This window comes from Ruminococcus flavefaciens 007c (assembly GCF_000571935.1).
Taxonomy (GTDB): Bacteria; Bacillota; Clostridia; order Oscillospirales; family Ruminococcaceae; genus Ruminococcus; species Ruminococcus flavefaciens_F.
Genome location: NZ_ATAX01000008.1, coordinates 85,633 through 111,576 on the forward strand (window position 1 = coordinate 85,633; position 25,944 = coordinate 111,576).

The 25,944-nt window shown below is 50.0% G+C and carries 25 protein-coding genes; 11 read left to right on the top strand and 14 right to left on the bottom strand.

Annotated elements, in window-relative coordinates:
• Positions 1-52 precede the first annotated feature (52 nt).
• From carB to pyrR, 6 genes are all read right to left on the bottom strand, one after another.
• Entirely contained in the window at positions 53-3,244 is a 3,192-nt protein-coding gene (gene carB / locus RF007C_RS02170) for a carbamoyl-phosphate synthase large subunit (protein ID WP_037296829.1), read from the bottom strand.
• Between the two features lie 42 nt (positions 3,245-3,286).
• Positions 3,287-4,384, bottom strand: coding sequence for a carbamoyl phosphate synthase small subunit (locus tag RF007C_RS02175; RefSeq protein WP_037296831.1), 1,098 nt, complete (start codon positions 4,382-4,384; stop codon positions 3,287-3,289).
• Positions 4,385-4,583: 199 nt separating this feature from the next.
• A complete protein-coding gene (locus RF007C_RS02180; RefSeq protein WP_019679277.1) occupies positions 4,584-5,060 on the bottom strand; it encodes a hypothetical protein in 477 nt (158 codons plus the stop codon).
• 240 nt (positions 5,061-5,300) lie between these two features.
• Complete coding sequence (gene pyrF, locus RF007C_RS02185; protein ID WP_019679276.1) at positions 5,301-6,227, bottom strand: orotidine-5'-phosphate decarboxylase; 927 nt, start codon at positions 6,225-6,227, stop codon at positions 5,301-5,303.
• A 22-nt stretch (positions 6,228-6,249) separates the two neighbouring features.
• On the bottom strand, positions 6,250-7,524 hold the full coding sequence (locus RF007C_RS02190) for a dihydroorotase (protein WP_037296833.1): 1,275 nt from the start codon (positions 7,522-7,524) through the stop codon (positions 6,250-6,252).
• Between the two features lie 34 nt (positions 7,525-7,558).
• On the bottom strand, positions 7,559-8,080 hold the full coding sequence (pyrR, locus tag RF007C_RS02195) for a bifunctional pyr operon transcriptional regulator/uracil phosphoribosyltransferase PyrR (RefSeq protein WP_019679274.1): 522 nt from the start codon (positions 8,078-8,080) through the stop codon (positions 7,559-7,561).
• Between the two features lie 418 nt (positions 8,081-8,498).
• On the opposite strand from pyrR, the gene RF007C_RS02200 reads away from it, so the two are divergent.
• The 4 genes from RF007C_RS02200 to RF007C_RS02215 all read left to right on the top strand — a co-directional run bounded on the left by RF007C_RS02200 (position 8,499) and on the right by RF007C_RS02215 (position 11,193).
• Positions 8,499-8,711 (top strand): DUF6897 domain-containing protein, encoded by a 213-nt coding sequence (locus RF007C_RS02200; RefSeq protein ID WP_037296835.1) that lies wholly within the window; start codon positions 8,499-8,501, stop codon positions 8,709-8,711.
• Between the two features lie 146 nt (positions 8,712-8,857).
• Positions 8,858-9,523 (top strand): tRNA (guanosine(46)-N7)-methyltransferase TrmB, encoded by a 666-nt coding sequence (trmB, locus tag RF007C_RS02205; protein ID WP_019679272.1) that lies wholly within the window; start codon positions 8,858-8,860, stop codon positions 9,521-9,523.
• Complete coding sequence (locus tag RF007C_RS02210; protein WP_037296836.1) at positions 9,523-9,735, top strand: hypothetical protein; 213 nt, start codon at positions 9,523-9,525, stop codon at positions 9,733-9,735. Before trmB ends, RF007C_RS02210 begins: the two co-directional genes overlap by 1 nt.
• 468 nt (positions 9,736-10,203) lie before the next feature.
• Complete coding sequence (locus RF007C_RS02215; RefSeq protein WP_037296839.1) at positions 10,204-11,193, top strand: diaminopimelate dehydrogenase; 990 nt, start codon at positions 10,204-10,206, stop codon at positions 11,191-11,193.
• A 69-nt stretch (positions 11,194-11,262) separates the two neighbouring features.
• Here RF007C_RS02215 and RF007C_RS02220 read toward each other — a convergent pair whose 3' ends face one another.
• From RF007C_RS02220 to RF007C_RS16220, 3 genes are all read right to left on the bottom strand, one after another.
• Positions 11,263-12,834 (bottom strand): SEL1-like repeat protein, encoded by a 1,572-nt coding sequence (locus RF007C_RS02220; RefSeq protein WP_037296840.1) that lies wholly within the window; start codon positions 12,832-12,834, stop codon positions 11,263-11,265.
• A 68-nt stretch (positions 12,835-12,902) separates the two neighbouring features.
• Entirely contained in the window at positions 12,903-13,727 is an 825-nt protein-coding gene (locus RF007C_RS02225) for a hypothetical protein (RefSeq protein ID WP_037296841.1), read from the bottom strand.
• Between the two features lie 128 nt (positions 13,728-13,855).
• Positions 13,856-14,998 (bottom strand): leucine-rich repeat domain-containing protein, encoded by a 1,143-nt coding sequence (locus RF007C_RS16220; RefSeq protein ID WP_051456480.1) that lies wholly within the window; start codon positions 14,996-14,998, stop codon positions 13,856-13,858.
• A 390-nt stretch (positions 14,999-15,388) separates the two neighbouring features.
• Between RF007C_RS16220 and RF007C_RS02235 the strand changes: the two genes are divergently transcribed.
• From RF007C_RS02235 to RF007C_RS02245, 3 genes are all read left to right on the top strand, one after another.
• A complete protein-coding gene (locus RF007C_RS02235; protein ID WP_019679267.1) occupies positions 15,389-16,402 on the top strand; it encodes an SDR family oxidoreductase in 1,014 nt (337 codons plus the stop codon).
• Between the two features lie 39 nt (positions 16,403-16,441).
• Entirely contained in the window at positions 16,442-17,623 is a 1,182-nt protein-coding gene (locus RF007C_RS02240; protein ID WP_037296842.1) for an iron-containing alcohol dehydrogenase, read from the top strand.
• Between the two features lie 65 nt (positions 17,624-17,688).
• Positions 17,689-18,039, top strand: coding sequence for a hypothetical protein (locus RF007C_RS02245; protein ID WP_037296844.1), 351 nt, complete (start codon positions 17,689-17,691; stop codon positions 18,037-18,039).
• Between the two features lie 67 nt (positions 18,040-18,106).
• Here the strand turns inward: RF007C_RS02245 and RF007C_RS02250 are convergent, their stop codons facing one another.
• Together RF007C_RS02250 and RF007C_RS02255 are read right to left on the bottom strand one after the other, a co-directional pair.
• Positions 18,107-18,676: a hypothetical protein gene (locus tag RF007C_RS02250; RefSeq protein WP_037296846.1), complete on the bottom strand. Its 570-nt coding sequence runs from the start codon at positions 18,674-18,676 to the stop codon at positions 18,107-18,109.
• A complete protein-coding gene (locus tag RF007C_RS02255) occupies positions 18,657-18,938 on the bottom strand; it encodes a hypothetical protein (RefSeq protein ID WP_037296847.1) in 282 nt (93 codons plus the stop codon). The genes RF007C_RS02250 and RF007C_RS02255 overlap by 20 nt, the downstream gene beginning before the upstream one ends.
• Before the next feature lie 129 nt (positions 18,939-19,067).
• Between RF007C_RS02255 and RF007C_RS02260 the strand changes: the two genes are divergently transcribed.
• Positions 19,068-19,802, top strand: a complete 735-nt coding sequence (locus RF007C_RS02260) for a polysaccharide deacetylase family protein (protein WP_037296850.1) — start codon at positions 19,068-19,070, stop codon at positions 19,800-19,802.
• A 33-nt stretch (positions 19,803-19,835) separates the two neighbouring features.
• On the opposite strand, the gene RF007C_RS02265 is transcribed toward RF007C_RS02260, so the two are convergent.
• Complete coding sequence (locus RF007C_RS02265) at positions 19,836-20,696, bottom strand: DUF11 domain-containing protein (protein WP_037296851.1); 861 nt, start codon at positions 20,694-20,696, stop codon at positions 19,836-19,838.
• Between the two features lie 236 nt (positions 20,697-20,932).
• Between RF007C_RS02265 and RF007C_RS02270 the strand changes: the two genes are divergently transcribed.
• From RF007C_RS02270 to RF007C_RS02280, 3 genes are read left to right on the top strand one after another with little or no spacing between them, the layout of a single operon-like run.
• Positions 20,933-21,946 (top strand): M20/M25/M40 family metallo-hydrolase, encoded by a 1,014-nt coding sequence (locus RF007C_RS02270; protein ID WP_037296854.1) that lies wholly within the window; start codon positions 20,933-20,935, stop codon positions 21,944-21,946.
• Positions 21,946-22,950 carry a M42 family metallopeptidase gene (locus RF007C_RS02275; protein ID WP_037296856.1) on the top strand — a complete coding sequence of 335 codons (1,005 nt, stop codon included), beginning with the start codon at positions 21,946-21,948 and terminating at the stop codon, positions 22,948-22,950. The genes RF007C_RS02270 and RF007C_RS02275 overlap by 1 nt, the downstream gene beginning before the upstream one ends.
• Positions 22,947-23,744, top strand: a complete 798-nt coding sequence (locus RF007C_RS02280) for an N-acetyltransferase (protein WP_037296859.1) — start codon at positions 22,947-22,949, stop codon at positions 23,742-23,744. Before RF007C_RS02275 ends, RF007C_RS02280 begins: the two co-directional genes overlap by 4 nt.
• A 287-nt stretch (positions 23,745-24,031) precedes the next feature.
• Here the strand turns inward: RF007C_RS02280 and RF007C_RS02285 are convergent, their stop codons facing one another.
• Together RF007C_RS02285 and RF007C_RS02290 are read right to left on the bottom strand one after the other, a co-directional pair.
• A complete protein-coding gene (locus tag RF007C_RS02285; protein ID WP_037296862.1) occupies positions 24,032-25,105 on the bottom strand; it encodes a radical SAM/SPASM domain-containing protein in 1,074 nt (357 codons plus the stop codon).
• Between the two features lie 3 nt (positions 25,106-25,108).
• Complete coding sequence (locus RF007C_RS02290; RefSeq protein WP_037296865.1) at positions 25,109-25,927, bottom strand: dockerin type I repeat-containing protein; 819 nt, start codon at positions 25,925-25,927, stop codon at positions 25,109-25,111.
• Between the last annotated feature and the right edge of the window lie 17 nt (positions 25,928-25,944).

The window sequence follows — 25,944 nt, forward strand, 5'->3', positions numbered from 1 at the left end:
CCCTACAATCAAATCATTTCGTGGGCTGTCGAGGACGCCAGCCCCTACAAGTTTATATCTTGGTGATGTCCACAAGCTCCACATCGTTGATAGTTCTGCCCGACTCGAGAACTTTGACCAGCGATTTTGCCGTATCTACAGCTGTAAGGCTGCATATTGAACGCTCAATGGACTTTCTTCTCATCTTTACGCTGTCACGCTCGGGAAGCCTGCCCTTTGCGGAGGTTGATATTACATAATGTATCTTGCCGCTGTCGAGGAGAGTTTCCACATTGGGCTCGCCGTCTGAGATCTTACGTACAAGGTTTGCCGCTATCATGTTCCTGTGGAGAACGCTCTGTGTACCCGAGGTCGCATAGAGATCAAAGCCCATCTGCTCGAACTTGTCGGCAATGGGAAGGATCTCCCTCTTGTCGCTGTCACGCACCGATATGAGAACTCCGCCCTCCCGCTTCAGGTCGAAGCCTGCGGCGATAAGTCCCTTGAGAAGTGCGTCTTCGAGGTTTCTACCAATACCCAGGCACTCACCTGTTGACTTCATCTCAGGTCCCAGCATGGTATCAACGTCTGTGAGCTTCTCGAAGGAGAATACAGGAACCTTCACGGCAACATAGTCGCCTGCGGGGTGAAGTCCGCTTTCGTAGCCCATATCCTTTAATTTAGCGCCGAACATTATCTTTGTGGCGATATCGACCATTGGGATACCCGTTACCTTGCTGATATAGGGAACTGTTCTTGAAGAACGGGGGTTTACCTCGATAACAAACACCTCGTGGTTGTAGACTACATACTGTATATTCACCAGACCGATAACGTTGAGCTCCTTGGAGAGAAGTCTTGTGTACTCAACGATTATGCGCTTGATACGCTCAGAAAGATGCTGTGCGGGGTAGATGGATATGGAGTCGCCCGAGTGAACGCCTGCACGCTCGATATGCTCCATGATACCTGGGATAAGGAAGTCCTCGCCGTCGCAGATAGCGTCAACTTCAACTTCTGTACCCATCATGTACTTGTCTATGAGTACGGGATTCTCTATATTATGGCTCATGATGATGCCCATGTACTCCTTTACGTCTGCGTCGGAGTGAGCGATTATCATGTTCTGTCCGCCGAGAACATATGAAGGTCTGAGGAGCACAGGATATCCGAGGTCATTTGCTGCCACAAGGGCTTCCTCGGTATTCATTACAGTATGTCCGGCAGGACGTGGTATACCGCACTTTTCAAGGACTTCATCAAAGCGCTCCCTATCCTCTGCTGCGTCTATCATATCAGCAGAAGTCCCCAGGATACGAACCCCCATATCAGAGAGGTAACGTGTGAGCTTGATAGCGGTCTGTCCGCCGAACTGCACTACAACGCCATAGGGCTGCTCGGTCTCGATAATGGACTGAACATCCTCCTTGGTAAGAGGGTCGAAGTACAGACGGTCGCCCGTGTCGAAATCAGTGGAAACAGTCTCAGGGTTGTTGTTGCAGATAACAGCCTCATAGCCAAGCTCCTTCAGAGTCCATACACAGTGTACGGAGCAGTAGTCGAACTCTATGCCCTGTCCGATACGGATAGGACCGGAGCCGAATACGATGACCTTCTTCTTGCCCTTGTCGGTGCGCTCGATGAACTGCTTTGCCTCGTTCTCCTCGTCAAATGTGGAGTAGAAGTAAGGAGTTTCAGCCTTGAACTCGCCTGCACAGGTATCGACCATTTTGTATACGGCGCTCTTGTGCTTGGGGCACTTCTGTCCGGAAATGCGCTCGATAGTGCTGTCAAGGTAGCCGTACTGCTTTGCAATGTCGTACTTTTCTTCTGTAAGCTCGCCCTCTGCAAGCCACTTTTCAAGCTCAACAAGGTTCAGCAGCTTATAGAGGAACCAGTTGTCGATCATAGTGATCTCATGGATCTCCTCGGGAGTAATACCGCGCTTCAGCGCCTCAAATACGCAGAATGAGCGCTCGTCGTCAATAACGTGGAGCTTTTCGCGTATCTCCTCTGTGGAGAGCTTTGCAAGCTTCTTGAGGTTCATGGTGTCAAGTCCCAGCTCGATAGAACGGACAGCCTTCATCATGGCCTGCTCGAAACTTGTACCTATAGCCATTACCTCACCTGTAGCCTTCATCTGAGTGCCGAGAGTACGCTTTGCGTAAACGAACTTATCGAAAGCCCATTTTGGGAACTTGATTACAACGTAGTCCAGTGCAGGCTCGAAGCAGGCATAGGTCTTGCCTGTTACCTGATTGATTATCTCGTCAAGTGTATAGCCGATAGCTATCTTTGCAGCAGTCTTTGCTATAGGGTAGCCCGTTGCCTTTGAAGCCAGTGCGGAAGAACGTGAAACTCTGGGGTTTACCTCAATAACGGCATACTTGAAGCTTGTGGGGTGAAGTGCGAACTGGCAGTTGCAGCCGCCCTCTACCTTCAGCTCCTTGATGATGTTTATAGCCGCTGTACGGAGCATCTGGTACTCTCTGTCGCTGAGAGTTACAGCTGGCGCGATAACGATACTATCGCCTGTGTGAACGCCTACGGGGTCGAAGTTTTCCATTGAGCATACCGTGATAACATTGCCCTTGGCGTCACGGATGACCTCAAACTCTATCTCCTTCCAGCCGCTGATACACTTCTCAACAAGTATCTGCGTGATAGGCGAAAGGCGAAGTCCGTTGGTAGCTATGTCGCGGAGCTCTGCTTCATTCTGGGCGATACCGCCGCCTGTGCCGCCGAGGGTGAATGCAGGACGGACGATAACAGGATAACTGATGACCTGAGCGAAGTCAACTGCATCCTCGACAGTCTCAACTACCTTTGAGGGGATACAGGGCTCACCTATTTTCTCCATAGTGTCCTTGAAGGCCTGTCTGTCCTCAGCCTTGTGGATAGTCTCCGGATCAGCGCCCAGGAGCTTTACATTGTGGCTTTCGAGGAAGCCCTCCTCCGCAAGCTGCATGGACAGGGTAAGACCTGTCTGACCGCCCAGAGTGGACAGCAGACTGTCCGGCTTTTCGATCTCGATGATACGCTTGATAACGTCAAGTGTAAGGGGTTCGATATAGACCTTGTCTGCCATGGCCTTATCGGTCATAATTGTAGCAGGGTTGGAGTTTACCAGGACTACTTCCAGTCCCTCCTGCTTGAGTGCACGGCAGGCCTGAGTGCCTGCGTAGTCAAATTCGGCAGCCTGTCCGATAACGATAGGACCTGAGCCGATAACGAGTACCTTTTTTATATCACTTCTGAGTGGCATACTATTTTACCTCCGTTTTGATCAACAATAAATATTTTTAATTCATTTAAGCATTGTTTTTACGAATTCGTCAAACAAGTAAGCTGTGTCCAGCGGACCGCCGTGTGCTTCTGGGTGAAACTGAACTGTTCTTGCGTTGACTGAGGTATAGTGTATGCCCTCGCAGGTCTTGTCGTTTGCGTTTACATGGGAGACATGACCTACCGACGGATCAATGCTGTCCCCTACTACCGCATAGCCGTGGTTCTGGCTGGTAACATAGGTAAGACCGCTTTCAAGGTCGATAACGGGCTGATTAGCTCCGCGATGGCCGTATTTCAGCTTCTCGGTCTTTCCGCCGTTGGCAAGAGCCATGAGCTGATGGCCGAGACAGATACCGAATATGGGTATGCCAAGCTTCTGTATCTCTTTGATATTCTCGATTATCTCAACATTTTCGGCAGGGTCTCCGGGGCCGTTGGAGAACATGATGCCGTCGGGAGCAAGCTCCTTTATCTCAGCAGCTGTGGTGTATGCAGGTACTACAACTACCTCGCAGCCTCGCTTTAAAAGCTCCTGTCTGATATTGCGCTTGTAGCCAAAGTCGAAGAGCGCCACGCGAAGCTTCTTTTCCTCGGGCTCGTAGGTGAGAGTCTCGTAATTTGTAACGGACCTTACAGCGTCCTTGACCGTGAAAGCGCGTATCTTCTCAAGAAGCTCGTCCTTATTTGCGTAGACGTCCTCTGTTGTGATAACACCGTTCATTACGCCCACTTCGCGGATAGTACGTGTGAGACGGCGGGTGTCGATGTTATTGATACCAACGATGTTATGCTCCTTCAGGAAGTCGTTGATATTGCCCTCACAGCGGAAGTTTGACGGTGCGTTGCACCACTCTCTAACGATATATCCCGTTACGTATGACTTTGCGGACTCGTTGTCCTGAGAGTTCACACCGTAGTTTCCGATAAGCGGAAAGGTCTGTGTGACTATCTGTCCGTAGTAGCTGGGATCGGTAAGAGTCTCCTGATAGCCTGTGACTCCGGTGGTGAATACTACTTCACCTATGACAGTGCCCTTTGCACCGAAGCTCCTGCCCTCGAACACCTGTCCGTCGGCAAGCATAAGGTAAGCTTTTTCTCCCATGTTGAATAATGACATTTTTTTTCCTCCCTTTGATTTTATAGAGGTCGTATTGCTGATGTATTGCACTCTGTTCCACACGCCATTGTATGGAAGAGCGTTTAAAATTCGGAATTCGTAATACGGAATTCGGAATTATTGCATCCGCTTACGCAGACGGTTTATTTTGCATTGTTGATTGCGGGCGGATAATATCCGTCCCTACTTGGATAATAATTTATAATCCAAGCTCTTCAAAATCCATTATCTCATCTTCGACGGTAACTTTTCCGTCTTTGATAATGTACTTTATTCTTGCAGGAATATCTGCATATATACTTTCCCACTCATAGTCCACAGGCTCTGCGCTTTCGATATACTCAACAAGCTCCTTTGCCGCCTGCTCATATTTTGATTTTATATCATCATTTTCAAAATCTGTAGGAATGGAATATGAAGGACCTCCGGAACCGTGATATATTTCGACGATATACTTATTCCCGTTTTCGTCCTCAGCCGCAATGGGATATGAATACATACATTCCCAGTCAGTGCTCAGTGAACCGTTTTTTCCGAAACGTGCCATAACTTTTCCTAAGAAAAGTGCATATTCTTTCTCGCCTGCTGTTCCTGTATCATAAATCCAATTTCCGCCATATGAGAGTTTGAATATTTCTTCCGCTTCTTCTTTTGTAGCATTTCTGAATGTAAACATAGTTTTCTCCTTGCTTGATACTTCAGTTGTAATAGTGGTTTCAGCGTTCGAGTCTATGACATTTCCATTTTCAGCATTAATCTTTCCGCAACTATTCATACAGAACAAAGCTATAACAAATACAGAAAAACTCTTTTTCATAAAATATAATTCGTGCGGCACGGACGCCCAATGGGCGTACCTACATTTTTTATTGTCTGCGGACTTCCAAAGACAGCCCCTACACTCTCAATTCTCAACTTATTTAAGGTTGATGTACTGGCAGATATCGTCTCTCATGCGGATGACCTCGCGGCGTGCAGCCTTTGCAAAGTCTCTCTCATCGCAGCCTTCCTTCTTATATGCACACATTACTGCGCGTGAGGAGTTTACGATAGCTCCGAGGCCCTTTTCGTCGAAACCGCCCTTCAGGCCTTCAGCTCCGCCGCCCTGTGCACCGTAGCCGGGAACGAGGAACATAGTATGAGGTAGTCTCTGTCTGAGCTCAGTGAGCATCTCGGGATATGTAGCGCCTACAACTGCGCCTACTGCGGAATAGCCGTACTTTCCGCGGGTATCCTCACCCCATCTCTCGCACATATCGCCCATGCACTCGTATATGGTGCGTCCGTCGGCAAGCTTCATATCCTGAAGCTCTCCCGATGAGGGGTTGGAGGTCTTTACAAGCACGAATATGCCCTTGTCGCGTTCGCGGCAGACTTTAAGGAGAGGCTCGATACCGTCTGTACCGAGATAACCGTTAACTGTAAGGGCGTCAGCACCGAAGGCTTCAAGCTGGTTCTCGCCTACGGCTGTTGCACCGAGATGTGCATTTGAGTAAGCCTCCATCGTAGCACCGATGTCATTGCGCTTACCGTCTGTCATAACGAACATACCGTTGAGCTTTGCATAGCGTATGGTCTTTTCAAGAGTCCTTATGCCGTAGTGTCCGTACATCTCATAGTAAGCAGCCTGTGGCTTGATGGCAGGCACTATGTCATGTATCTCGTCGATGATAGCCTGATTGAAGTCGAATATAGCCTTTGCAGCAGCCTTCAGCGTCCAGCCGTCACTGTCAAGATAGCGGCGCTTAATGAACTCGGGAACGTATTCCAGCTTGGGATCCAGTCCTACCACCGTAGGGTTCTTCATTTCAATGATCTTGTCGATAAGTCTGTCAAATGACATATCTTTTCCTCCTTGTATATAATTATTCGTTTCTGCCGTCAAAGCGTATCCTGCCCTTGGATATAGTAACTAAGGGCTTTCCCGTGAGCTTCATGCCCTTGAATACCGTGTTATGGGATTTGGAATGAAGCTTTCCGGGATCTACTGTCCATTTTTTGTTTATGTCCGCAATGAGCAGGTCTGCTGTACTGCCGACCTTTATTGCAGGTATATCGAGCCCCAGAATTTTACGGGGATTCACGCACATAAGCTCCACCACCCTGTGCAGGTCTATCTCACCTGTGTGATAGAGAGCAGTAAGGGTAGCTGCCAGTGAGGTCTCCAGTCCCACAACGCCGTTGGGAGCCTTCTCAAAGTCCGCCTTCTCCTCCGCAGCATGAGGCGCATGGTCTGTGATTATGCAGTCGATAGTGCCGTCCTTTATGGCTTCTATAATTGCGCTTACGTCCCCGGGAGTTCTCAGGGGCGGGTTCATGCGGTAATCCGCATCACGCTTCTCAAGGAGCTTGTCGGTGAGCATGAAGTAGTGCGGTGCCGTCTCGCAGGTGACCTTTACACCTCTTGACTTTGCAAAGCGTATCATAGCGGCGCTGCCCTCGGTGGAAACATGGCATATATGTATCCTTGCGTCCACTGATGAAGCAAGGATCATCTCACGGGCAGTTATGTAGTCCTCGGAGGCTCTGTCCATGCCCTTTACCCCCAGCTTTTCGGAGGTCTTGCCCTTGTTGATGATGCCGCCGTTTATAATGCTCAGATCCTCGCAGTGTGAAGCAACCAGCAGGCCGTTTTCCTTAGAGAGCTCCAGTGCTCTTCTCATCATTTCCGCATTTTCAACAGGTCTGCCGTCGTCGGATATACATATGCAGCCTGCAGCCCTGAGAGCCTCGTAGTCGCAGAGACCGTTTCCGCTCATGCCGCCTGTTATGCAGCCTACGGGGTATACATCAACTCCGGTGTCCTTTGCCTTGTCAATGATATAGCGGATAGTTTCCGGGTTATCACAGGGAGGCTTGGTGTTCGGCATTGCCAGAACTCCCGTAACTCCGCCTGCCAGAGCCGCTGAGCAGCCTGTGAGGACATCCTCCTTATGAGTAAAGCCCGGATCACGCAGATGAACGTGCATATCAAAGACCGAAGGCATGAGCACCAGCCCCGTGCCGTCTATGACCTGTTCCGCATCAGCGGGAATATCCTTGCCGACCTCTGCGATCCTGCTTTCCTTTATGAGTACGTCTGTAACTTTATCCGTTTCAGTATCAACTGCGCGGATATTCCTTATAAGGATCTGAGACATAAAAACCTCGCTTTCAATTGGTGGGATAAGTGTATCAGTAAATAGCAACTCCGTCACTGCCGTCTATCTCAGCAGCAGAGACCTTAACGACCTCACTGTGAGAGGTGGGAAGATTTTTTCCCACATAGTCCGGACGAATGGGAAGCTCCCTGTGTCCGCGGTCTATAAGCACCGCAAGCTGTATGGAACGGGGCCTGCCGCGCTTGATAAGGGCGTCGATGGCCGCACGTGAGCTTCTTCCCGTAAATATTACATCATCTACGATAACAACGTTTTTATCCGTAATATCAAAGGGAATATCGGTCTTTTCCGCCACGCCGCCGTGCTTGCTGTCATCACGGTAGGGAGTAATATCCAGAGCACCGAAGGGCACCTGATTCTTCTCCAGCTCCGAGAGCTTGGCGGCTATGCGTCTGCCGATGGGTACACCGCGCGAAAACACACCGACAACGCACAGATCCTCAGTGCCCTTATTGCGTTCGATGATCTCATATGAGATACGGGCGATAGCTCTTGCTACGGCTTTATCGTCCATGATAACGCGCTTTTTCTCCATAAAGCTCACCTTCCAACAAAAAATGCTCCCCGCGCGGCAGGGAGCATACTTATAGTTATAGCTATGGTTATAGTTATAGTTACAGTATTTATAAACGCACCTTGCCGACCTCACGGGATCGGATTAAAGGGTAGTTTCCAATCAACACATCTATTATACCACAGTCTCGGCTGCTTGTCCAGTGATTTCATCATTATTATTATCAATTGACAAATTAATTTATTTCTGATATAATATCCGAAGTATATTATACAAAACTTCCGTTTTATTAAAAAGGAGGTATCCGATGCAATACTGGTGGTTGTGGTTTATATTATTTCTGGTACTGTTTGTTCTGCCTGCCCAGAGAGCAAGACGGCTCAGACAGCTAAGGATCGCAAAGAAGAACCGAATCAAAAGGAAAAAAGGAGTTTTTACCATGAATGAGCTTATTAAGAACTATATCGGCAAGGAAGTTGTCATCTATGTATCTTCATCCGGAGTTTCAGGCGTTGTAACAAAGATCGAGGACAACTGGATAGAGGTGGAGAACAAAAACGGTCAGAAGCAGCTGCTGAATGCTGATTATATCAGCCGTATACAGGAATATCCGCGCAACAAGAAAGGCAAGAAGAAGCTTGTGGCAGTATAAGCTGCCGAGAATATCATCCCCCGAAGATATTTCGGGGGTTTTTACATTATTGCCGTTTCTTTGGAAACTGCCCGCTCTTTTTCGTGTCTTGCAATTTGCGTTGCCATGTGATATAATGAAATCAAGTTTGATTATGGAGGAATAATATGAGAATTCGACACAAACCATGGGCAAAGCCCGAGCTTGAGGCCTGCCCCTTCTATATACACGAGCCACAGAAACAGATCGGCCGCTGGACGGAGCTCTTTGACGAGCCCGAAAAGCCCCTCTATGTGGAGCTTGGCTGCGGCAAGGGCGGCTTCATATCACAGGCTGCTCCCGCCCACCCGGAGGTCAACTTCATCGCTATGGACATCAAGAACGAGATGCTGGTGCTCGCAAAGCGCAAGCTGGAGGCTGCATACAAGGAAAAGGGCACAGCTCCCGACAACGTCCGCATAGCCATACAGAATATCGAGCGCCTTGATCTTGCATGGGACGAAAACGACCGCGCAGACAGGATATATATCAATTTCTGCAATCCCTGGCCGAAAAAGAAGCATAAAAAGCGCCGTCTGACGCATACAAGGCAGCTTCTCAACTATAAGAAGTTCCTCCGCGGCGAGATATGGTTCAAGACTGATGACGACGAGCTTTTTGAGGAGTCATTTGAGTACTTCGAGGAAGCGGGCTTCAGGATAAAGTACAAGACATGGGATCTTCACGCAGAAAGCCCCTATGAGAACTTCGTCACCGAGCATGAGAATATGTTCACGGAGGAAGGCAAGAAGATAAAATTCCTTATCGCAGAGCCTGTAAAGGAGGAAAAATAATGGAATTCCGGAAGGACTTCGGCAAGATACATATTGAAGGCGGCTCCATGAAGGCCGCAGGCAAGGGCGATCTCAGCGTGACCAGAAACGTACCGCAGGATATACGCACAAAGATAGATCCCGTCAAGGTTGCAAAGACCGCCGCAAAGGCAGCTGCCCTCACAGGACTTGTCCTGCTCAAGCACAAGGCAAAGAAAAAGCGTAAATCATAATTTTGCTCCGCAAAAATATGATTTGAACCATCAGCCGTCAGCTTATAGGGTCGGCGTTCCGCCGCCCGCAAACAATTCACGAATTATGAATGACCAAATGTAGGGGGCGATGCCTGCATCGCCCCTCGTTTTTCATTTGTTTTGTCAGGCTGATGTACACATCAGTCCCTGCGCGGGACGTCGGGTGACACCCTGCTGTGCAGGGAGATGTCCGTAGAACAGAAGGTACGTACAGCGGTTAGCTGCGCCGCCCCCCTACAATGTGTTATGTTATACATAGCGCTGTAAGCGAAGTACAGATATCATTTTTAATGATATTAAGCGAGTTTACGAGCGACAACGTGGCAAGGTCGCAGCGTCACGCTGCAAAATTTTGATTTAGAGCTTTACAACTCTAAAAAAAGGTGCTATAATGTTCATAAGCTATGTTCAATGGCGAGCACGGCAATTATAAGGAGGTATTTCCACATGGAAAAAGTAAGAATCGGTATCTCAGGCTACGGCAACCTCGGCAGAGGCGTAGAGCTTGCGATAAGACAGAACGATGACATGGAACTGGCAGGCATTTTTACCCGCCGCGATCCCTCAACAGTCAAGCCGCTCACAGCTGGCGCAAAGGTATACAGCATCGCCGATGCCGAAAAAATGGCAAATGATATCGACGTAATGATAATCTGCGGCGGAAGCGCTACTGATCTTCCCAAGCAGACACCCGAAATGGCAAAGCTTTTCAATGTTATAGACAGCTTTGATACACACAAGAGGATCCCCGAGCACTTTGCAAACGTTGACAAGGCTGCAAAGGAGAGCGGTCACCTGGCATTTATTTCACTCGGCTGGGATCCCGGTCTGTTCTCACTCAACAGACTCTATGCAGAGTCCATACTCCCCAACGGCAAGAGCTACACATTCTGGGGCAAGGGCGTAAGCCAGGGACATTCCGACGCTATCCGCAGAGTTGAAGGCGTTAAGAGAGGCATACAGTACACTGTTCCGATAGAGTCCGCTATGGAAGCTGTCCGCAGCGGCAGCCAGCCTGAGCTCACTACCCGCCAGAAGCACCTGAGAGAGTGCTGGGTAGTTCCCGAGGAAGGCGCAGACCTTGCAAAGATCGAGAACGACATCAAGACTATGAAGAATTACTTTGACGAGTACGATACAACAGTAAACTTCATCACAGAGGAAGAGTTTGATGCAAAGCACAACAAGATGCCTCACGGCGGCTTCGTAATGAGAAGCGGTCTCACCGGCGACGGTGAAAAAACACACCAGATGATAGAGTATTCACTGAAGCTCGAGTCCAACCCCGAGTTCACAGCAAGCGTACTCATCTGCTTTGCAAGAGCTCTGGCAAGAATGAAGGCCGAGGGTGCAACAGGCTGCAAGACAGCATTTGACGTTCCGCCTGCATATCTTTCAAAGCTCAGCGGCGAAGAGCTGAGAGCTTCAATGCTCTGATCTTTCAGTATAACAAAGTCCCGAAGCAATGCTTCGGGACTTTTTCATTTAATGCGGCGGACACAGCCGTCATATATTATCGTATTCCAGTCCGTACTGCTCGGCATACCGCCTTGCCTTGTACTCATTGGGAGCAAGATACTCTCCGCCGTATTTATAGCAGGCGACCTGTACCTCCGCAGCCTCCATATCTCCCGATGAAGCCGCTTTACCGAAGAGCTCCGCAGCCATGGCAAAATTCTTTGCAGTTCCCGTGCCGTTAGTATAGCAGTAGCCGAGAGCCTTCTGAGCCGAAGGGTGACGCTGCATGGACGCCATTTCAAACATTCTCTTTGCGCCTACGGCATCAGGTCTGACGCCGTCACCGTTGGCAAGACACCAGCCATAGGAGTACTGTCCGTCGGGATCGTTCTGAAGAGCCGCCTCCTTGAACCACTTTGCAGCCTCAACTCTGTCCATGGGAACTCCCCAGCCGTTAAAGCAGCATTCTCCGTAGTTATACTGCGCCTTGGGATGTCCCATTTCCGCAGCCTTTCTGTAATAGTCTGCCGCACGTCTCTGATCCTTCGGAGTACCGTCTCCGCGGAGGCAGCAGCCTCCCAGATTGTTCACCGCGTCAAGATCTCCCAGATCAGCAGCCTTTCCGAACAGCATCACAGCAGTGATCTTATCCCTTGGAACTCCCGTACCTGAGAAATAGCAGCAGCCAAGGTCAAAAAGCGCTTTTGCATAGCCGTTATCCGCGGCCTGCTTCAGCCAGTATATACCGCGCTTGGGATCGTGCTCCACACCTGCGCCGCTTAGGTACATACCGCCCAGACGGAACTGTGCCTCGGGATCGCCGTTCTGGGCTCTTTTCATCATTCCGTCGGCAGTATCGGCCTCGGAGTATATGCCATAGCGCTGTGAATAGTAATCCGCCTTTGCCTTGTCGGGCATAAGTCCGTTGCCGCCGAGGGTATAGCAGCGGATCAGCGCCTTCTGCGAGTCATAGTCTCCCTGCTCGGCAGCCTGCTCATAGCGGTAGGCAGCCTTTGCCACATTACGCTCTGCGCCCTGACCGAGATAGTAGCAGTCCGCCAGCTTTTTCTGAGAGCTGCAATCTCCTCTGTCAGAGGACATCGTATACCATTTTACAGCCTTAACGTAGTCCTGCTTGACGCCTCTGCCGTAGAAAAAGCGCTCACCAAGATTGAAACAGGCGTCGTTGTCGCCTTTGGAAGCTCTTCTGAACAGATCCTCGATAAGAGAAGAACGGATACCTTCGGAAAAGTGCTCGTCAGTATTCTGCTGAGGAACTGCCGCGCTCTGAGAGCTCCAGCCGAGAGCAAGGGCTATGCTCCGGGAAATGAGCTCGGCCTTGTCATTGTTGAGATACTCGCATATCTCCGTGACAGCCCTGTCGATGACGCTGTCTGCGGACTTCTCGCCGCTGAGAACAGCATCGTTCTCAGCAATGAAAATATCTCCTATATTTTCGCTCAGGACCACAAAAAACGCCTTATTCTCCTTGTTCAGCCTGGGAGCAAAATCTGAAAAGGCCGAACAGAAGCGCTTATGATCCGAGAGTATGTCTATGCCGAAACGATCGATGACCTCCTTAACGGCACCTGAAGTCTCGGCGAATAAATTATTGTCCATAAAGTGGCACCTCCATGAGGTAAATGCTGTTGTTATCGGAAAGGGGCGGAATACCGCCCCCGAAGTTATCAGAAAATATCAAGATATGTAATGAGCTCAGCGTTCATTATGGTGGTATATGAAAGATACCATCTGCCGTCCAGCTCCACGAAGGCACAGCCGTTGCCGATAAAGGAATGATCGTCGTTGCCGTCCTTGTAGTATACGTATCCGCAGTCAGAAGCAGCGGTAAAATCGGTGCTGAGAACCTTATTGAAGTCTTTCAGCTCATTTTCGCCTGTAGGTCTGAGCAGTTCCTCGGTAAGGGATACCGTCCATTTTTCAGGCGGAACGTCGGACTTCTCCTTCATCAGGCCGTGAATGGCTCCGATCGACTGCTTTATGGCATTTATGACATTTGAGCGCTTGAACACCACCTGCGGATTCTGACCTTCCAGAAGTTCGGTGGAGCGAAGGTATGAATGATAGGCCTCTATCTCCTCATCGCAGAGCATATCGTATACTGCGTCCGCATCGCCTTTAAGGTAGGCATTATAGTAAGCCTTGGCAGCTTCAAAGCTGCTGTCAAAGCCTTTTTTGGCAGCCTTTGTAGGCTTCTGGGCGTCTGCCGTTGCAGTGGTAGCTGCAGCAGCTGTGGTAGTACCGTCTGCTTTTGTAGTTTCCGAAGCTGAGGTAGTCTCTGTTTTTTTATCCTTATCATCTGCTGCGGTAGTTTCCGTGGTTTTTGCAGTAGTCTTTACATCAGATGCAGATGTTGTATCCGATGCAGCAGTTTCGGTGACCTCTGAGGGCTGTGAATCAGCCTGTGAGCTTTTCTTATCCTCACAGCTACAGAATGACGCAGAGAGCATTGCTGCCGAAAGAACTGCTATGGTACGCATTGAGAGCTTCATACTTATCTCCTTTTATTCTTAAACAAAGATAATAATATTATAGCTCCAAAAGTCATATCCGTCAATACAAATATTGATATTTTATAAAATAAATGCCGAGCGGACGGCATAAGCCGTCCGCTGATGTATCAATAATCCTTCTTTTTTCCGCAGACCTTGCACACCTTTGAAAGCAGCTTGAAATCGCCGCCGCAGTAAACGCATTTGCCCGCAGTCTTTCTGCCTGCAACGACAGTTTCGTAGTAGGACGGGAAATTTGAAGCGTTATCCGAAAGGTTGGACCATGATATATTCATAAGCTTTGGACAGTCGTTGAAGCCGCCGCTCACCTTCTTTACGGAAGCAGGTATGCGTATGGATTCAAGATTGATGCAGCCGCTGAAATCGCCGAGAGCAGTAACTCCCGCAGGTATCTCTATGGCACGCAGACCTGTACAGCCGCGGAAGCCGTCAACACTGAGCACTCCCGCAGGTATCTCGATATTTCGCAAAGCGGTGCAGTTCTGGAATGCCGAGGCACCTATGGACTTCAGTCCCTTTGGAAGCCCCACAACAGAAAGCGCCGTACAATTTGCAAAGGCACATTCCTCCAGCTGGCTCACGCCCTCCGGGATAGCAACCTTTTCTATTTTCTCACAGCCCGAAAAGGCATACTTGCCCATCTGAGCCACATACTTCGGTATCTCAACCGCCTTCAGGCTCTTGCAGCCGGAAAAGGAAAAGGCACCTATCTCAGTGAGCATAGGCGGGAACTCCACCGACTCAAGGGACGAACAGTCCGCAAAGAGACAGTCGGTTATGCTTCTCAGCTGAGGCGGCAGGACCAGCTCCTTCAGGGAGGTACAGCCGCGGAAAGCCCAGGTGCCGATCTCTTTTATGCTGTCCGGGAACTTGATCTTCTCCAGGGCAGTACAGCCGCGGAAAGCATACTCGCCTATGCTTTCCACCTTGTCGTGGATGATAATATTTTTCAGCCCGGTATTGTTCTCGAATACATGATCCCCTATTTTATGTACTTCTCCGGGAACAGTGACCTCATCGGCCTTTCCCTTGTAAGCCGTGAGTACGCCGTCCTTTATCTCAAAATCATTGCTGTTCTTCTTTACAGCCATGACTTTTCTTGCGACCTCCTTATGCTGGGACTTGTACTTCTTTACGGCTTTTTCGACAATGAAGGGCGTGCTGCAATGCGGGCATACCCACGCCTCCTTACTGTTATCGACTTCTACTGTTTTGTTGCAGCTTGTGCAGATAGCGTTGACCAGTGCCATAACTTATCCCCCTTAATAAGCAGATTATTCTATACAAATATTTTACCACTTTTACCATATAATGTCAACGAATACAATGTAAATCTTACAGATTATACAGAACGCCAGCCTGTTTTTTGTCGCATATGTATATCCTCATATCACCGTACAAAAACGCCGCAGAGAAGCGTCCTGCCTCTTTGCGGCTATATCAGCGGACCGGAGTCCGCAGTCTGTAAATATACTGCTGTTTATTACTGGCCTGAACTCATAATAACGCAGCACATAAAAAGTGCAGAACATGATCTAAATTATTTTTTTCTGTTGCTTTTCGGGAATATCTGTGTTATAATGTAAGCGACATCTTTTTGAGCGCATTGTACAAAAAAACTTAAAAGAGGTGAAGAAAACATGAAGATCTTATTTATAGGCGGCACAGGCACTATAAGTATGGCTGTGACCAGGCTTCTGGCAGAACAGGGGCATGAGATCATTCTCCTCAACCGCGGCAGCAGGAACATTGAACTCCCCGAAAATGTCAGAGTCATACAGTGTGACATCTCCGACGAGGCAGATGCGGCAAGGAAGCTGGAAGGAATGAGCTTTGACTGTGTAGGCGAGTTTATCGGTTTCGTGCCCGAACAGACAGAGAGGGATTACAGACTGTTCAGCGGCAGGACAAAGCAGTACATATATATAAGCTCTGCCTCCGCCTATCAGAAACCGCCTTCAGACTGCGTCATAACCGAGAGCACTCCCCTTGCGAATCCTTACTGGGAGTACTCCCGCAACAAGATTGCCTGCGAGGAATACCTGATGAAGCTTTACCGCGAAAAGGGCTTCCCCGTAACCATAGTCCGTCCCAGCCATACCTACGATGAGAGGTCGGTACCGCTGGGAGTACACGGCAGAAACGGCAGCTGGCAGGTGGTAAAGCGCATAATGGACGGCAAGCCCGTAATAATCCACGGCGACGGCACTTCCCTGTGGACTGTTACCCACAACAGCGACTTTGCCAGAGCTTATGCAGGCCTTGTGGGCAATATCCACGCCATAGGCCAGGCCTTCCACATAACCTCGGACGAGAGCGTTACCTGGAATCAGATATATTCCATAATAGCCGACGAGCTGGGCAGGGAGCTGAAAGCCTGCCATGTATCCTCGGAATGGCTGGCAGCAGTCAGCGACTATGACCTTGAGGGTTCGCTTATCGGAGACAAGGCCTGCTCGGTGATCTTTGACAACTCAAAGATAAAGCGTGCAGTTCCCGGTTTCAGAGCAGAAGTACGTGCCGACCGCGGTATAAGGCAGACCATACGCTATATACTCGCCCACAGGGAATGTCAGAGGGATGACGAGGAATTCGACAGGTGGTGCGACAAGGTCGTATCAGCTGTGGAACAGTCAAAAAAAGCAATGCAGTAACTTAAAACAGTAAAAGGAAACACAATGGAGGAATAAACAATGGATAATTTTCAGTTTTACAGTCCTACGGAGTTTATCTTCGGAAGAGATACAGAAACAAAAGCCGGCGAAATGGTAAAGAAGTACGGCGGTACAAAGGTGCTCATACACTACGGCTCGGGTTCGGCAGTAAAGTCGGGCCTCCTCGACTGCGTAAAGGCTTCTCTTGATGCCAGCGGCATAGCATACACCGAGCTGGGTGGCGTTCAGCCCAATCCACGTGATACTCTTATTTACAAAGGAATAGAGCTCTGCCGCAATGAGGGCGTTGATTTCATACTCTCGGTAGGCGGCGGCTCATGTATAGACTCCTCAAAGGCCATCGCTCTGGGAGTTCCATATAACGGTGATTTCTGGGACTTCTACGGTACAGGCAAGGAGGTAGAGAAGGCTCTGCCCATAGGCACAGTCCTCACCATCGCAGCAGCAGGCAGCGAAGGCTCAGGTGCGTCCGTCGTTACCAAGGAGGAAGGCAGCCTCAAGCGCGATGTAGGCTCCGATCTGCTTCGTCCCCGCTTCTCTATACTCGATCCCGTGCTCACCTGCTCGCTGCCCGCATATCAGACAGCCTGCGGAGCTACAGACATAATGGCTCACGTGTTCGAAAGATACTTCACCAATACCCGTGAAGTAGAGATCACAGACCGTCTCTGCGAGGCAGTCCTCCTGACAATGATAAAGGAGACTCCCCGTGCTATCGCTCAGCCCGACAACTACGAGGCAAGAGCCAATATAATGTGGGCAGGCACAGTGGCTCACAATGATATTGTAGGCGTAGGAAGAAGTCAGGACTGGAACAGCCACGCTATCGAGCATGAGCTCTCCGCCCTCTACGACTGCGCACACGGTGCAGGCCTTGCAGTAATAATGCCCGCATGGATGGAATTCGTATACAAGCACGATGTTATGCGCTTTGCACAGATGGCTGTGAGAGTATGGGGCTGCCATATGAACTTTGAGTTCCCCGACGAGACTGCTCTGGAGGGCATCGCCTGCTTCAGGAGCTTCCTGCACAGCATCGGTATGCCAATAAACTTCGAGCAGCTGGGCGCAAGGGAAGAGGATATACACAAGCTGGTCAAGAAAATGGGCATAGGCGACGGCAAGACAGGCGGATTCGTACATCTGACCTCTCAGGACATCGCAACTATCTATCGAATAGCTGCCAATGCAGGCTTATGATAAACGGCATACCGGGGATATGCCCCGATACAGCACTGCCTGTCCTTTGAAAAGGAGGGAAAACAATGTTTGAATACGACGAAAGCTCAGAGCTCTGGATCGCAGATCTGGATAATGTTATCATCACCTGTGATGAACTGAGAGACGGCTATGAGGAGCAGGCCCTGAAGATAGCTGAAAATTACGCTTCAAGGCTTGACGAGATAACAGACTTTCTCATAAAAAACGGCATCAGCGATGCTTTCGGCGAGATGACCGCCGATGAGCTGAAGGACAGTCTGGGAGTACCTCAGATCAATATCGGCAACCGCACCGTGAGCTATACCGATCACGCTCTTGACGACTCTCATATCATCAGCTTTGAGTACGCCGACAGCGACCTCGGCAGCTTCATGTACCTGAGCATAGACGGCTGATAATATAAACGAAAACAAAGCCATAGTCCTTCCCGATCGGGAGCACTATGGCTTTTTTACTGCATTTTCATACATCCCGCAGTATCAGCGGCGCCGCAGCCGCTATCAGCAGAGGCAATGCAGTTATGCCGTACTTCCATACCGCCAGTGCGGCAGCAGAAGCAATCAGCAGCCTCAGCACAGTGAGCAGGATCTCCGCCGCGGATTCAAAGGGACGCCCCTCAGTGAACAGCGCGATCGCCGCACCTCCGTCAAGGCTGCGGTATGGAAGCATATTATAGGCCGCCGCAGTGAGATTGAGAAGAGCCAGCTCCCCGCCGCAGTCCGTGAGCTTCGTGATAAAATATACTGTCACATTAGCGGCAGGTCCTGCCAGCAGAACAATAAGGCTCCGCAATACAGACACGGCACCGTTCCCGCGGACTCCTATACGTATTCCCGTGCAGCCGAAGACGATATAAGAGGGACTGCTCCCCGTGAGCCACAAAGCCGTGAGATGTCCGCATTCGTGGAATATGCAGGCGGCATAGAAGGCGCATACCTGACTGCTTTCCCGCAGAAGGAATATCAGTGCATTGAACACCAGGAATGAAAAGCCTATCCTTACCGCAGTCCCCTTAATCCTGAAGCTTATCAATGTACGCTGCCACCGCGTCTATGGGATTCTGCATTATATCACCCTGCCCTGCCGCAAGTCCGCGGAGCCTGCCGAATACCGCTCCCGTAATATCGGGATAGAAAATATTCCCGATAAAGAGTGCAGCCGCTGCAAGTATGCAAACCACCGCCTGCATGGCGATAACGTCATCGGGCCTGTTTCTCCGCTTTTTTATGTACTCCTCCGCAAGAGCCTCAGTGCTGCCGCTGTCCTCCGCCTCGTCAATAACTTCGTTTTCCATAAGATCACCTCAATAAAAAATATGCAAAAAAAATCGAAAAATGCAAAAAAGACCATGTTTTTTTCACTTAACACAGCCAATAATATCTTTGCGGAGCTTTCCGCACTTTGAAATATGAGGTAAAAGCTTATGAAAATAATTTCCTGTGCTGCCATTCTCACTGCCGCAGCCATGCCGTGTACGGCAGTATATGCCGCCGACAACACAAAAAAAGGCTACGGTCAGGGAACGGCAGTCGATGAAAAGAACCGTCCTCTCGGAGCTGTGGAATTCAACAGCCGATACGGCGGTCTTGACGCCTTCGCCCTCTCGGGAGACAGCAGCAGGATCATAATAACCTTCGATCAGGGCTACGAAAACGGCTATACGTCAAAGATACTTGATACACTGAAGGAAAAGGACGTTCAAGCCATATTCTTCCTGACGGGTTCCTATGCAAGAACAGAGCACGAGCTCGTAAAGCGCATGATAGACGAGGGGCATATCATCGGGAACCACGGCATGACTCACGCAAGCCTGCCAACTCTCTCCGAGGAGAACGAAAAGGAGGAGATAATGTCCCTCCACAGCTATGTACTGGATAATTACGGCTACGAGATGCAGTATTTCCGCTGTCCCTGCGGCGAATACTCCGAAAGAGCCCTTGAGACCGCAAAGGACTGCGGCTACAGGACGATCTTCTGGAGCAGTGCCTATGTGGACTGGAAAACAGATGCTCAGCCGCTGCCCGCCGATGGACTGAAAAAGCTCTCTGACGCAGCACACGGCGGCGAGATACTGCTCCTCCACTCGGTATCAGCCACAAATGCAGAGATACTTGGTGACCTGATCGACAGCTTCCGTGCAAAGGGGTATAAGGTATAAACTCAAAGGGGACACTATGTGTCCCCTTTGCTGTCATGACAGCCTGCCCTTGATGATAAGGGTGCTGACGCCTGCCTGTACGGACCACTCTCCTGTTGTCTCGTTCTGTGAGAACTGAGCCGCAGGAACTGTTACAGTGCCGTCGAGGCTTGTGAATGTGCCTGTTGCGGGATCGTAGGCATAATCAGTGCCCGATGTCCAGACAGCACCGTTAAACTCGGCTGTAAGACCGCTGAGTGCAGGTGTGAAGGTATCGCTGAATATTACATTGTCGGCTGCCTCAGCAGGAGAAGTGCCGAAATTCTGTATCACGAAGGTATAGGTCACCTCGCCGTTCTCCTCTACTGCCGCAGGTGAAAGAGACTTGCTGATAGCAAGGTCTATGCCCTCAGCGTAGGCTACATCAGCAGAAGCTGTCACAGGCTCGAACCCTGTACCGCTTATAACGGCTGTATTTGTTATGCCAGCTCCTGCGCCCATAGGAGCGAAGCTGTTTGTATCGGCTGAATACACCAGCATCACATTGCCACCGGCGGGCACATTTATCCCCGTAACTGACAGAGGATAAATCGATGCTATAACAGGATCGGGCTGCCGCACTCCGTTAACATAATAGGAAAGTGAGCCCTCCTTATAGCTGAGAGGTACTGCGCTGTCGTCTGCTTCTCCGAAGCTGTAGCTTCCCAGATCGTCAGTGACTGTAAGACCGTTGTAGCACACAGAACCCGTGTTGACTATGCTTATGATGAACACGTTGCCGCTGTCGGGGGAATAGGTGTCGGAAACCGCGCTCTTTGAAGCGGAAAGCACCTCGATTATCTCTCCCGAGGTTATATTTGAGCTTGCCACCGTGCCGTTGTAGGACAATGTGGCCTGATTATAGAATGTTGCCATGCTGTTTTCCTCCATATGGCGTAATACCGCCGTATTAAGGGAGGGAGACTCCCCTCCCTCGGTATATTATATGTGGCTGCTCCTATGTATGTTACGTACCTTCGGGGTATATGGCAGTACATATACCGCAGCCCCCGTTATCCTTAAAATATAGCCTTGTGCCTATTGAAAAAGTTCTTTTTTTCTGGTATAATAGATAGTAACAATATATTTCATAATGAAAGGAGTTAATAGCAATGGATCTGAAACAGACAGTCACATCTCTTTCCGAGGCAGCGGGAGCTTCGGGAAGCGAAAACAAAGCCGCAGAACTGGCTCTGTCGCTGCTGCGCGGATACTGTCCCGACGCCTCCGTTATCAACGGCAACGTCATAGGACATTTCGGCGTACACCGAGAAGGTCTGCCGTCCCTGGTACTGGACGCGCATATAGACCAGGTGGGCTTTGTAGTCACCTATATCACCGATGACGGATTTATCAAGGTCGGCAATATAGGCGGCATAGACCGCAGACTTCTCCCCGCACAGCCCGTGGTTATACACGGAAAGCGCAGTGTAAAAGGAGTGATATGCTCCGTTCCGCCCCATCTTACCGACGGCGGTGCAGAGGTGCTCAAATGGGAGGACGTAGCCATCGACACAGGAATGACCAAGGTCGAGCTTGAAGAGGCAGTCGCTCAGGGCGACTCCGTCACCTTCGACACTTCCTGCCGCAGCCTCATAGGAGACCGTATCACAGGCGGCGCCCTTGACGACCGCTGCGGAGTTGCAGCTATACTCTATGCGCTGGATCTGCTCAGCGGACAGTCAGCCGCATATAACGTTACCGTTATCTTCTCCACTCAGGAGGAGGTAGGCGAACGCGGCGCGAAAACAGGAGCTTTCCTGATCGATCCCGATATCGCCATAGCCGTGGACGTAAGCTTTGCCTACGCCATAGGCGAGGAGGAGAACAAGTGCGGATATCTGGGCAAGGGCCCTATGATAGGCCTGTCACCCTCCCTTTCCAGAGAGATAAGCGACAACCTTATTTCCGTCGCAGAGGCTTCGGGCATACCTTACCAGAAGGAGGTAATGAACGGACTTACCTCCACCAATGCGGACCGCTATTCCGTAAACCGCAGCGGCGCAAAGGCCTGCACCGTTTCCATACCGCTCCGCAATATGCACACTCCCGTAGAGGTCATTGACCTTTCCGACGTTGAGATGACCGCAAAACTGCTTGCGGAATATATCAGGGAGGGACGATAATGAAAGAGCTTCTGAAAGAACTTTGCCTGACTGACGGCATCTCAGGCGATGAGAGTGCGGTGCGCGACCTCATCATCAGCAAGATAAAGGACGTCTGCCAGTACAGCATAGATAATCTCGGAAACCTCATCTGCTTCAAGAAGGGCAGCAAGTCTCCCGAGAAAAAGCTTATGATATGCGCCCATATGGACGAGGTAGGCTTCATGGTCACATATATCCGTTCCGACGGAACTCTCAGCTTCGGCAATGTGGGAGGTATAGATCCCTCTGTTGTCATAGGTAGACCCGTCAGAGTCGGAAAGGACCGTATCAGCGGAGTCATCGGCTCCACCGCAGTCCATAACCTCAGCAAGGAACAGCGTGAAAAGGCTCCCAAAACCGACAGCCTGTATATAGACATCGGAGCAAAGGACAAAGCCGACGCAGAGAAGTACGTATCCCTCGGCGACTGTGTATACTTCGACTCGGAATTCACAGAGCTGGGACAGCACCGCGTCAAGGGCAAGGCCATCGACGACCGCGCAGGCTGTGCCATAATGATAAAGCTCCTCCACGAAAAGCTGGATTACGATACCTATTTTGTATTCAACGTACAGGAAGAGATCGGGCTCCGCGGCTCGGCAGTCTCCTCCTTCTCGGTAGCTCCCGACTATGCCATAGTACTTGAAGCCACCACTGCCGCGGATATTGACGGCGTAAGCGGCGAGAAGCGCGTCTGCGAGCTGGGCAGCGGCCCTGTGGTATCATTTATGGACAGAAGCACCATATATGACAAGGAGCTGTATCAGCTGGCCTTTGCCATCGCCACCTGCCAGACCAAGACCATGATAGCAGGAGGCAACGACGCAGGAGCGATACATATCAGCGGAAAGGGAGTCCGCACCATAGCAATATCCGTTCCGTGCAGATATCTCCACTCACCCTCGTCGGTGATCGAGCTTTCCGACCTGACCAGCTCCTACAAGCTTGTGAAAAATCTCTTAAAAAGGATACCCGAATTATGATAACACTTATCGAGCATGAGTACGAGCTTGACCGCGTACTGCTCAACAAGACGCTCTCCGGCAAGAAGATGCTTGCCTATATGAGAGCCTACGGCCCGAATTACGAATTCTGCCGTTTTTACAAGATAACCGATGAAACAGGTGTGGGCTTCATGTTCATCATCAACTCCACCCTTATAATATGCGGCGACGGCAACCTTGAACCCAATCAGGAGATAGACCTTTTTGTCAGCATGAATGTCCCCTTCCGTATCGAAGGCGACCAGAAGATACTTGAGGGCATAACCATACCCGAACGCTATCAGGTGCTGAACCGTACTATCTTCGAGCTCATACCCGACGAGACACCCCTTGAAGCCATCGAGGAGCACGTGGAATTCAATCCCAATCTCCCCGACGTATACAAGATACTCAGCGAGGGCTTCCCGAATATCGCAGACTTTTCACTGTGGTACACGGACACGTCACACCGCTGCCGTCACGGTATAAGCAGGGTATTCACCTACCGCGGCTCAACTACTGCTTCGGCGGTATTCGACATCGGCAGCACCGTTCTCATAGGACAGGTAGCAACAAATAAAGCGGCAAGAGGCAGAGGCTATGCAAGAGAATTTCTCAAATGGCTGGCCAAGTTCTTCAACGGGCTCGGTAAGCGTGCATATCTGCTTGCACTTGATGTACGTGTAAGCTTTTACAAAGAGATAGGCTTCCGGATCGCGGGGCGCGAGATAGTTCTTGAGCGTATCGACATCGAGAAGGACAGCGCAGCAAAGGGACGTCTGGAGGACAGATAACTATCGTTCCGTTTTTTGGGGGAGTGTCCCCTTCCATAGCATGAAAAAGCCCCGGGGCAGAGCCTCGGGGCATATTTATTCTGTAATTATTCCGCACAAATCAGAATGAATAAATTGTAGGTGACGGTGTTCTCGACGTTCCATTAAGGGACGTCGAGAACGCAATACCCTGCAAATATTAATTCTGAATTATACACCTAAAAAGCCATAGTACTTCTGACAGACATATCAGAAATACCATGGCTCAATATTTCTATATCATTATCGCCCGAAGACTTACAGTACTATCAGAACAGAATATCCTTAAAGCAAACCTGAGGACGGTTATTGTCAAAGTCCCAGCTGTGGTAAGCGTCGCCGTGACAGAAATCCTTCTGGTCGCACTTTGAACAGACCTCGTTGTCATCTGAAAGGTCACGTCTGAATATCTGGAATTTTTTCTCCCATACCTCGCTGAAGCGGTCGCGGAGGATATTTCCCTGAACGAATTCAGGTCTGCGTTCGATATCGAGGCAGGCAATAATATCTCCGCTGGCAGTGATACTTGCGGTATAGAGACCTGCTGTACAGAGGTAATACCAGTCACGGACCTCACGCTCGTACTCAAGACCGAGATAGTGGCTGCATCCGTAAGTAACAGGCTCGCCTGCGATACGCTTGTTTCTGATGAACTCAAAGAGAGTTCTGTAATCATCGGGAGTAAGTATGAGCTCGGGGTGCTGCTTTGCACGTCCCATAGGCTCTATATTGATAACTCTCCAGGAGTCTATGTCCATATTGTTGAATATCTTGAAAAGCTCGTCCAGCTGGCCGATATTCTGATGAGTAACAACAGTAGTTACCTGAATATGCTCAAAGCCGCCCACTCTGATAAGGGACTCGATACCGCTCATAGCCTTGCTGAAGCCTCCGGGAGTTCTTCTGAATGCGTCGTGAGTATCCTCGAGACCGTCTATGCTGACGGATATGGTACCCATGCCGACTCTCTGAAGATCGCGGGCAACGCTGTCATTGATGAGAGTAGCATTGCTGGTCATTCCCCAGCTGAAGCCCAGCTCATGAGCTGCCCCCAGAATATCGAAGAATTCCTTTCTGAGAAGGGGCTCGCCGCCTGTAATGTCAAGCATTTTTCCCTCTGTAGTCATATCCTCCTTCACCTGCTGAAGGAAGGTGCGGTACTGATCTACCGTAAGCTCCTCAGAGGAAACATCTCCGCAGTAGCTTCCGCAGTGAAGACAGCGCTCGTTGCATCTGAGTGTAAGCTCCAGGAAGAGATTTCTCAGCTTCGGACTTCTCATAAGCGACTTTCTGTATTGTCTCATCTTTTCGAGATGATCTTTTTTCATATTAACGTTGAGCATATTTTACTTCTCCTGAATATCTTTATTAAAGTCTCCGAACATTTCCTTGATCCTGTCATCGATAGGTCTTATGCCGTAAAGAGCAATGACGACGTCCTTCACCGGATCATAGGGCTCGGTGATAGTAGTGGTGACAGGTGTTATCTCATCTGACGGAGCCGTTATCTTTTCGATCTCGGGAAGTTCTCCGGAGTATTCATCACTACGGTACTTGTCGAGATCCTTTACCTTGCCCAGCAGGTATCTCTGAAGCATGATAAGATCCGCAACATTGATCTTTCCGTCATGGTTCATGTCGCCGTAATATCTGGCACTGCCGCTTCCCTCTCCCGAAACGAGCATTCTTCTGAGGGTTATAACATCGAAGCTGTCGATAGCGCCGTCGGTATTTGCATCGCCGGTAAAGAACTCGGGCGCACCGTATGCAGGCTGAGGGATTACGCTTGTAGTCAGAGTTGTGACCACTGTATCCCAGTCAGCGTCGGAAACGGTAGTAGTAGGCGCAGGGCCGTACACAGGTGCAGGCACAGAGGTAGTAGTGACCGTAGTTACCGTCTTCTCCAGATCACTGAGATCCCAGGGCTGATCCAGCCATTCGGTAATATCGGTGTCGTTCGGATCAAACATCGGAGGAACGCCGTACAGATCGTAAGTGGGCTGTTCCGTCATTCTCACCCAGTCCTCAAACGATAAACCAACGGTATTGCTGCCTTCCTCTTCCTGCTGACCGGAGCCGTCAACTGCCGCCATGGAAGGTATAGCGGACATATTCGCAGCTGCGAATATTGCTGCGGTCAATACTGTACGTAACGTTTTTTTCATGCCGGCACACTCCTTTT

What these genes read in the sequence shown, in the direction of transcription:
- carB (WP_037296829.1), bottom strand. Translation starts at nt 3,244, where the DNA reads ATGCCACTCAGAAGTGATATAAAAAAGGTACTCGTTATCGGCTCAGGT.
- RF007C_RS02175 (WP_037296831.1), bottom strand. Translation starts at nt 4,384, where the DNA reads ATGTCATTATTCAACATGGGAGAAAAAGCTTACCTTATGCTTGCCGAC.
- RF007C_RS02180 (WP_019679277.1), bottom strand. Translation starts at nt 5,060, where the DNA reads ATGTTTACATTCAGAAATGCTACAAAAGAAGAAGCGGAAGAAATATTC.
- pyrF (WP_019679276.1), bottom strand. Translation starts at nt 6,227, where the DNA reads ATGTCATTTGACAGACTTATCGACAAGATCATTGAAATGAAGAACCCT.
- RF007C_RS02190 (WP_037296833.1), bottom strand. Translation starts at nt 7,524, where the DNA reads ATGTCTCAGATCCTTATAAGGAATATCCGCGCAGTTGATACTGAAACG.
- pyrR (WP_019679274.1), bottom strand. Translation starts at nt 8,080, where the DNA reads ATGGAGAAAAAGCGCGTTATCATGGACGATAAAGCCGTAGCAAGAGCT.
- RF007C_RS02200 (WP_037296835.1), top strand. Translation starts at nt 8,499, where the DNA reads ATGAATGAGCTTATTAAGAACTATATCGGCAAGGAAGTTGTCATCTAT.
- trmB (WP_019679272.1), top strand. Translation starts at nt 8,858, where the DNA reads ATGAGAATTCGACACAAACCATGGGCAAAGCCCGAGCTTGAGGCCTGC.
- RF007C_RS02210 (WP_037296836.1), top strand. Translation starts at nt 9,523, where the DNA reads ATGGAATTCCGGAAGGACTTCGGCAAGATACATATTGAAGGCGGCTCC.
- RF007C_RS02215 (WP_037296839.1), top strand. Translation starts at nt 10,204, where the DNA reads ATGGAAAAAGTAAGAATCGGTATCTCAGGCTACGGCAACCTCGGCAGA.
- RF007C_RS02220 (WP_037296840.1), bottom strand. Translation starts at nt 12,834, where the DNA reads ATGGACAATAATTTATTCGCCGAGACTTCAGGTGCCGTTAAGGAGGTC.
- RF007C_RS02225 (WP_037296841.1), bottom strand. Translation starts at nt 13,727, where the DNA reads ATGAAGCTCTCAATGCGTACCATAGCAGTTCTTTCGGCAGCAATGCTC.
- RF007C_RS16220 (WP_051456480.1), bottom strand. Translation starts at nt 14,998, where the DNA reads ATGGCACTGGTCAACGCTATCTGCACAAGCTGCAACAAAACAGTAGAA.
- RF007C_RS02235 (WP_019679267.1), top strand. Translation starts at nt 15,389, where the DNA reads ATGAAGATCTTATTTATAGGCGGCACAGGCACTATAAGTATGGCTGTG.
- RF007C_RS02240 (WP_037296842.1), top strand. Translation starts at nt 16,442, where the DNA reads ATGGATAATTTTCAGTTTTACAGTCCTACGGAGTTTATCTTCGGAAGA.
- RF007C_RS02245 (WP_037296844.1), top strand. Translation starts at nt 17,689, where the DNA reads ATGTTTGAATACGACGAAAGCTCAGAGCTCTGGATCGCAGATCTGGAT.
- RF007C_RS02255 (WP_037296847.1), bottom strand. Translation starts at nt 18,938, where the DNA reads ATGGAAAACGAAGTTATTGACGAGGCGGAGGACAGCGGCAGCACTGAG.
- RF007C_RS02260 (WP_037296850.1), top strand. Translation starts at nt 19,068, where the DNA reads ATGAAAATAATTTCCTGTGCTGCCATTCTCACTGCCGCAGCCATGCCG.
- RF007C_RS02265 (WP_037296851.1), bottom strand. Translation starts at nt 20,696, where the DNA reads ATGGCAACATTCTATAATCAGGCCACATTGTCCTACAACGGCACGGTG.
- RF007C_RS02270 (WP_037296854.1), top strand. Translation starts at nt 20,933, where the DNA reads ATGGATCTGAAACAGACAGTCACATCTCTTTCCGAGGCAGCGGGAGCT.
- RF007C_RS02275 (WP_037296856.1), top strand. Translation starts at nt 21,946, where the DNA reads ATGAAAGAGCTTCTGAAAGAACTTTGCCTGACTGACGGCATCTCAGGC.
- RF007C_RS02280 (WP_037296859.1), top strand. Translation starts at nt 22,947, where the DNA reads ATGATAACACTTATCGAGCATGAGTACGAGCTTGACCGCGTACTGCTC.
- RF007C_RS02285 (WP_037296862.1), bottom strand. Translation starts at nt 25,105, where the DNA reads ATGCTCAACGTTAATATGAAAAAAGATCATCTCGAAAAGATGAGACAA.
- RF007C_RS02290 (WP_037296865.1), bottom strand. Translation starts at nt 25,927, where the DNA reads ATGAAAAAAACGTTACGTACAGTATTGACCGCAGCAATATTCGCAGCT.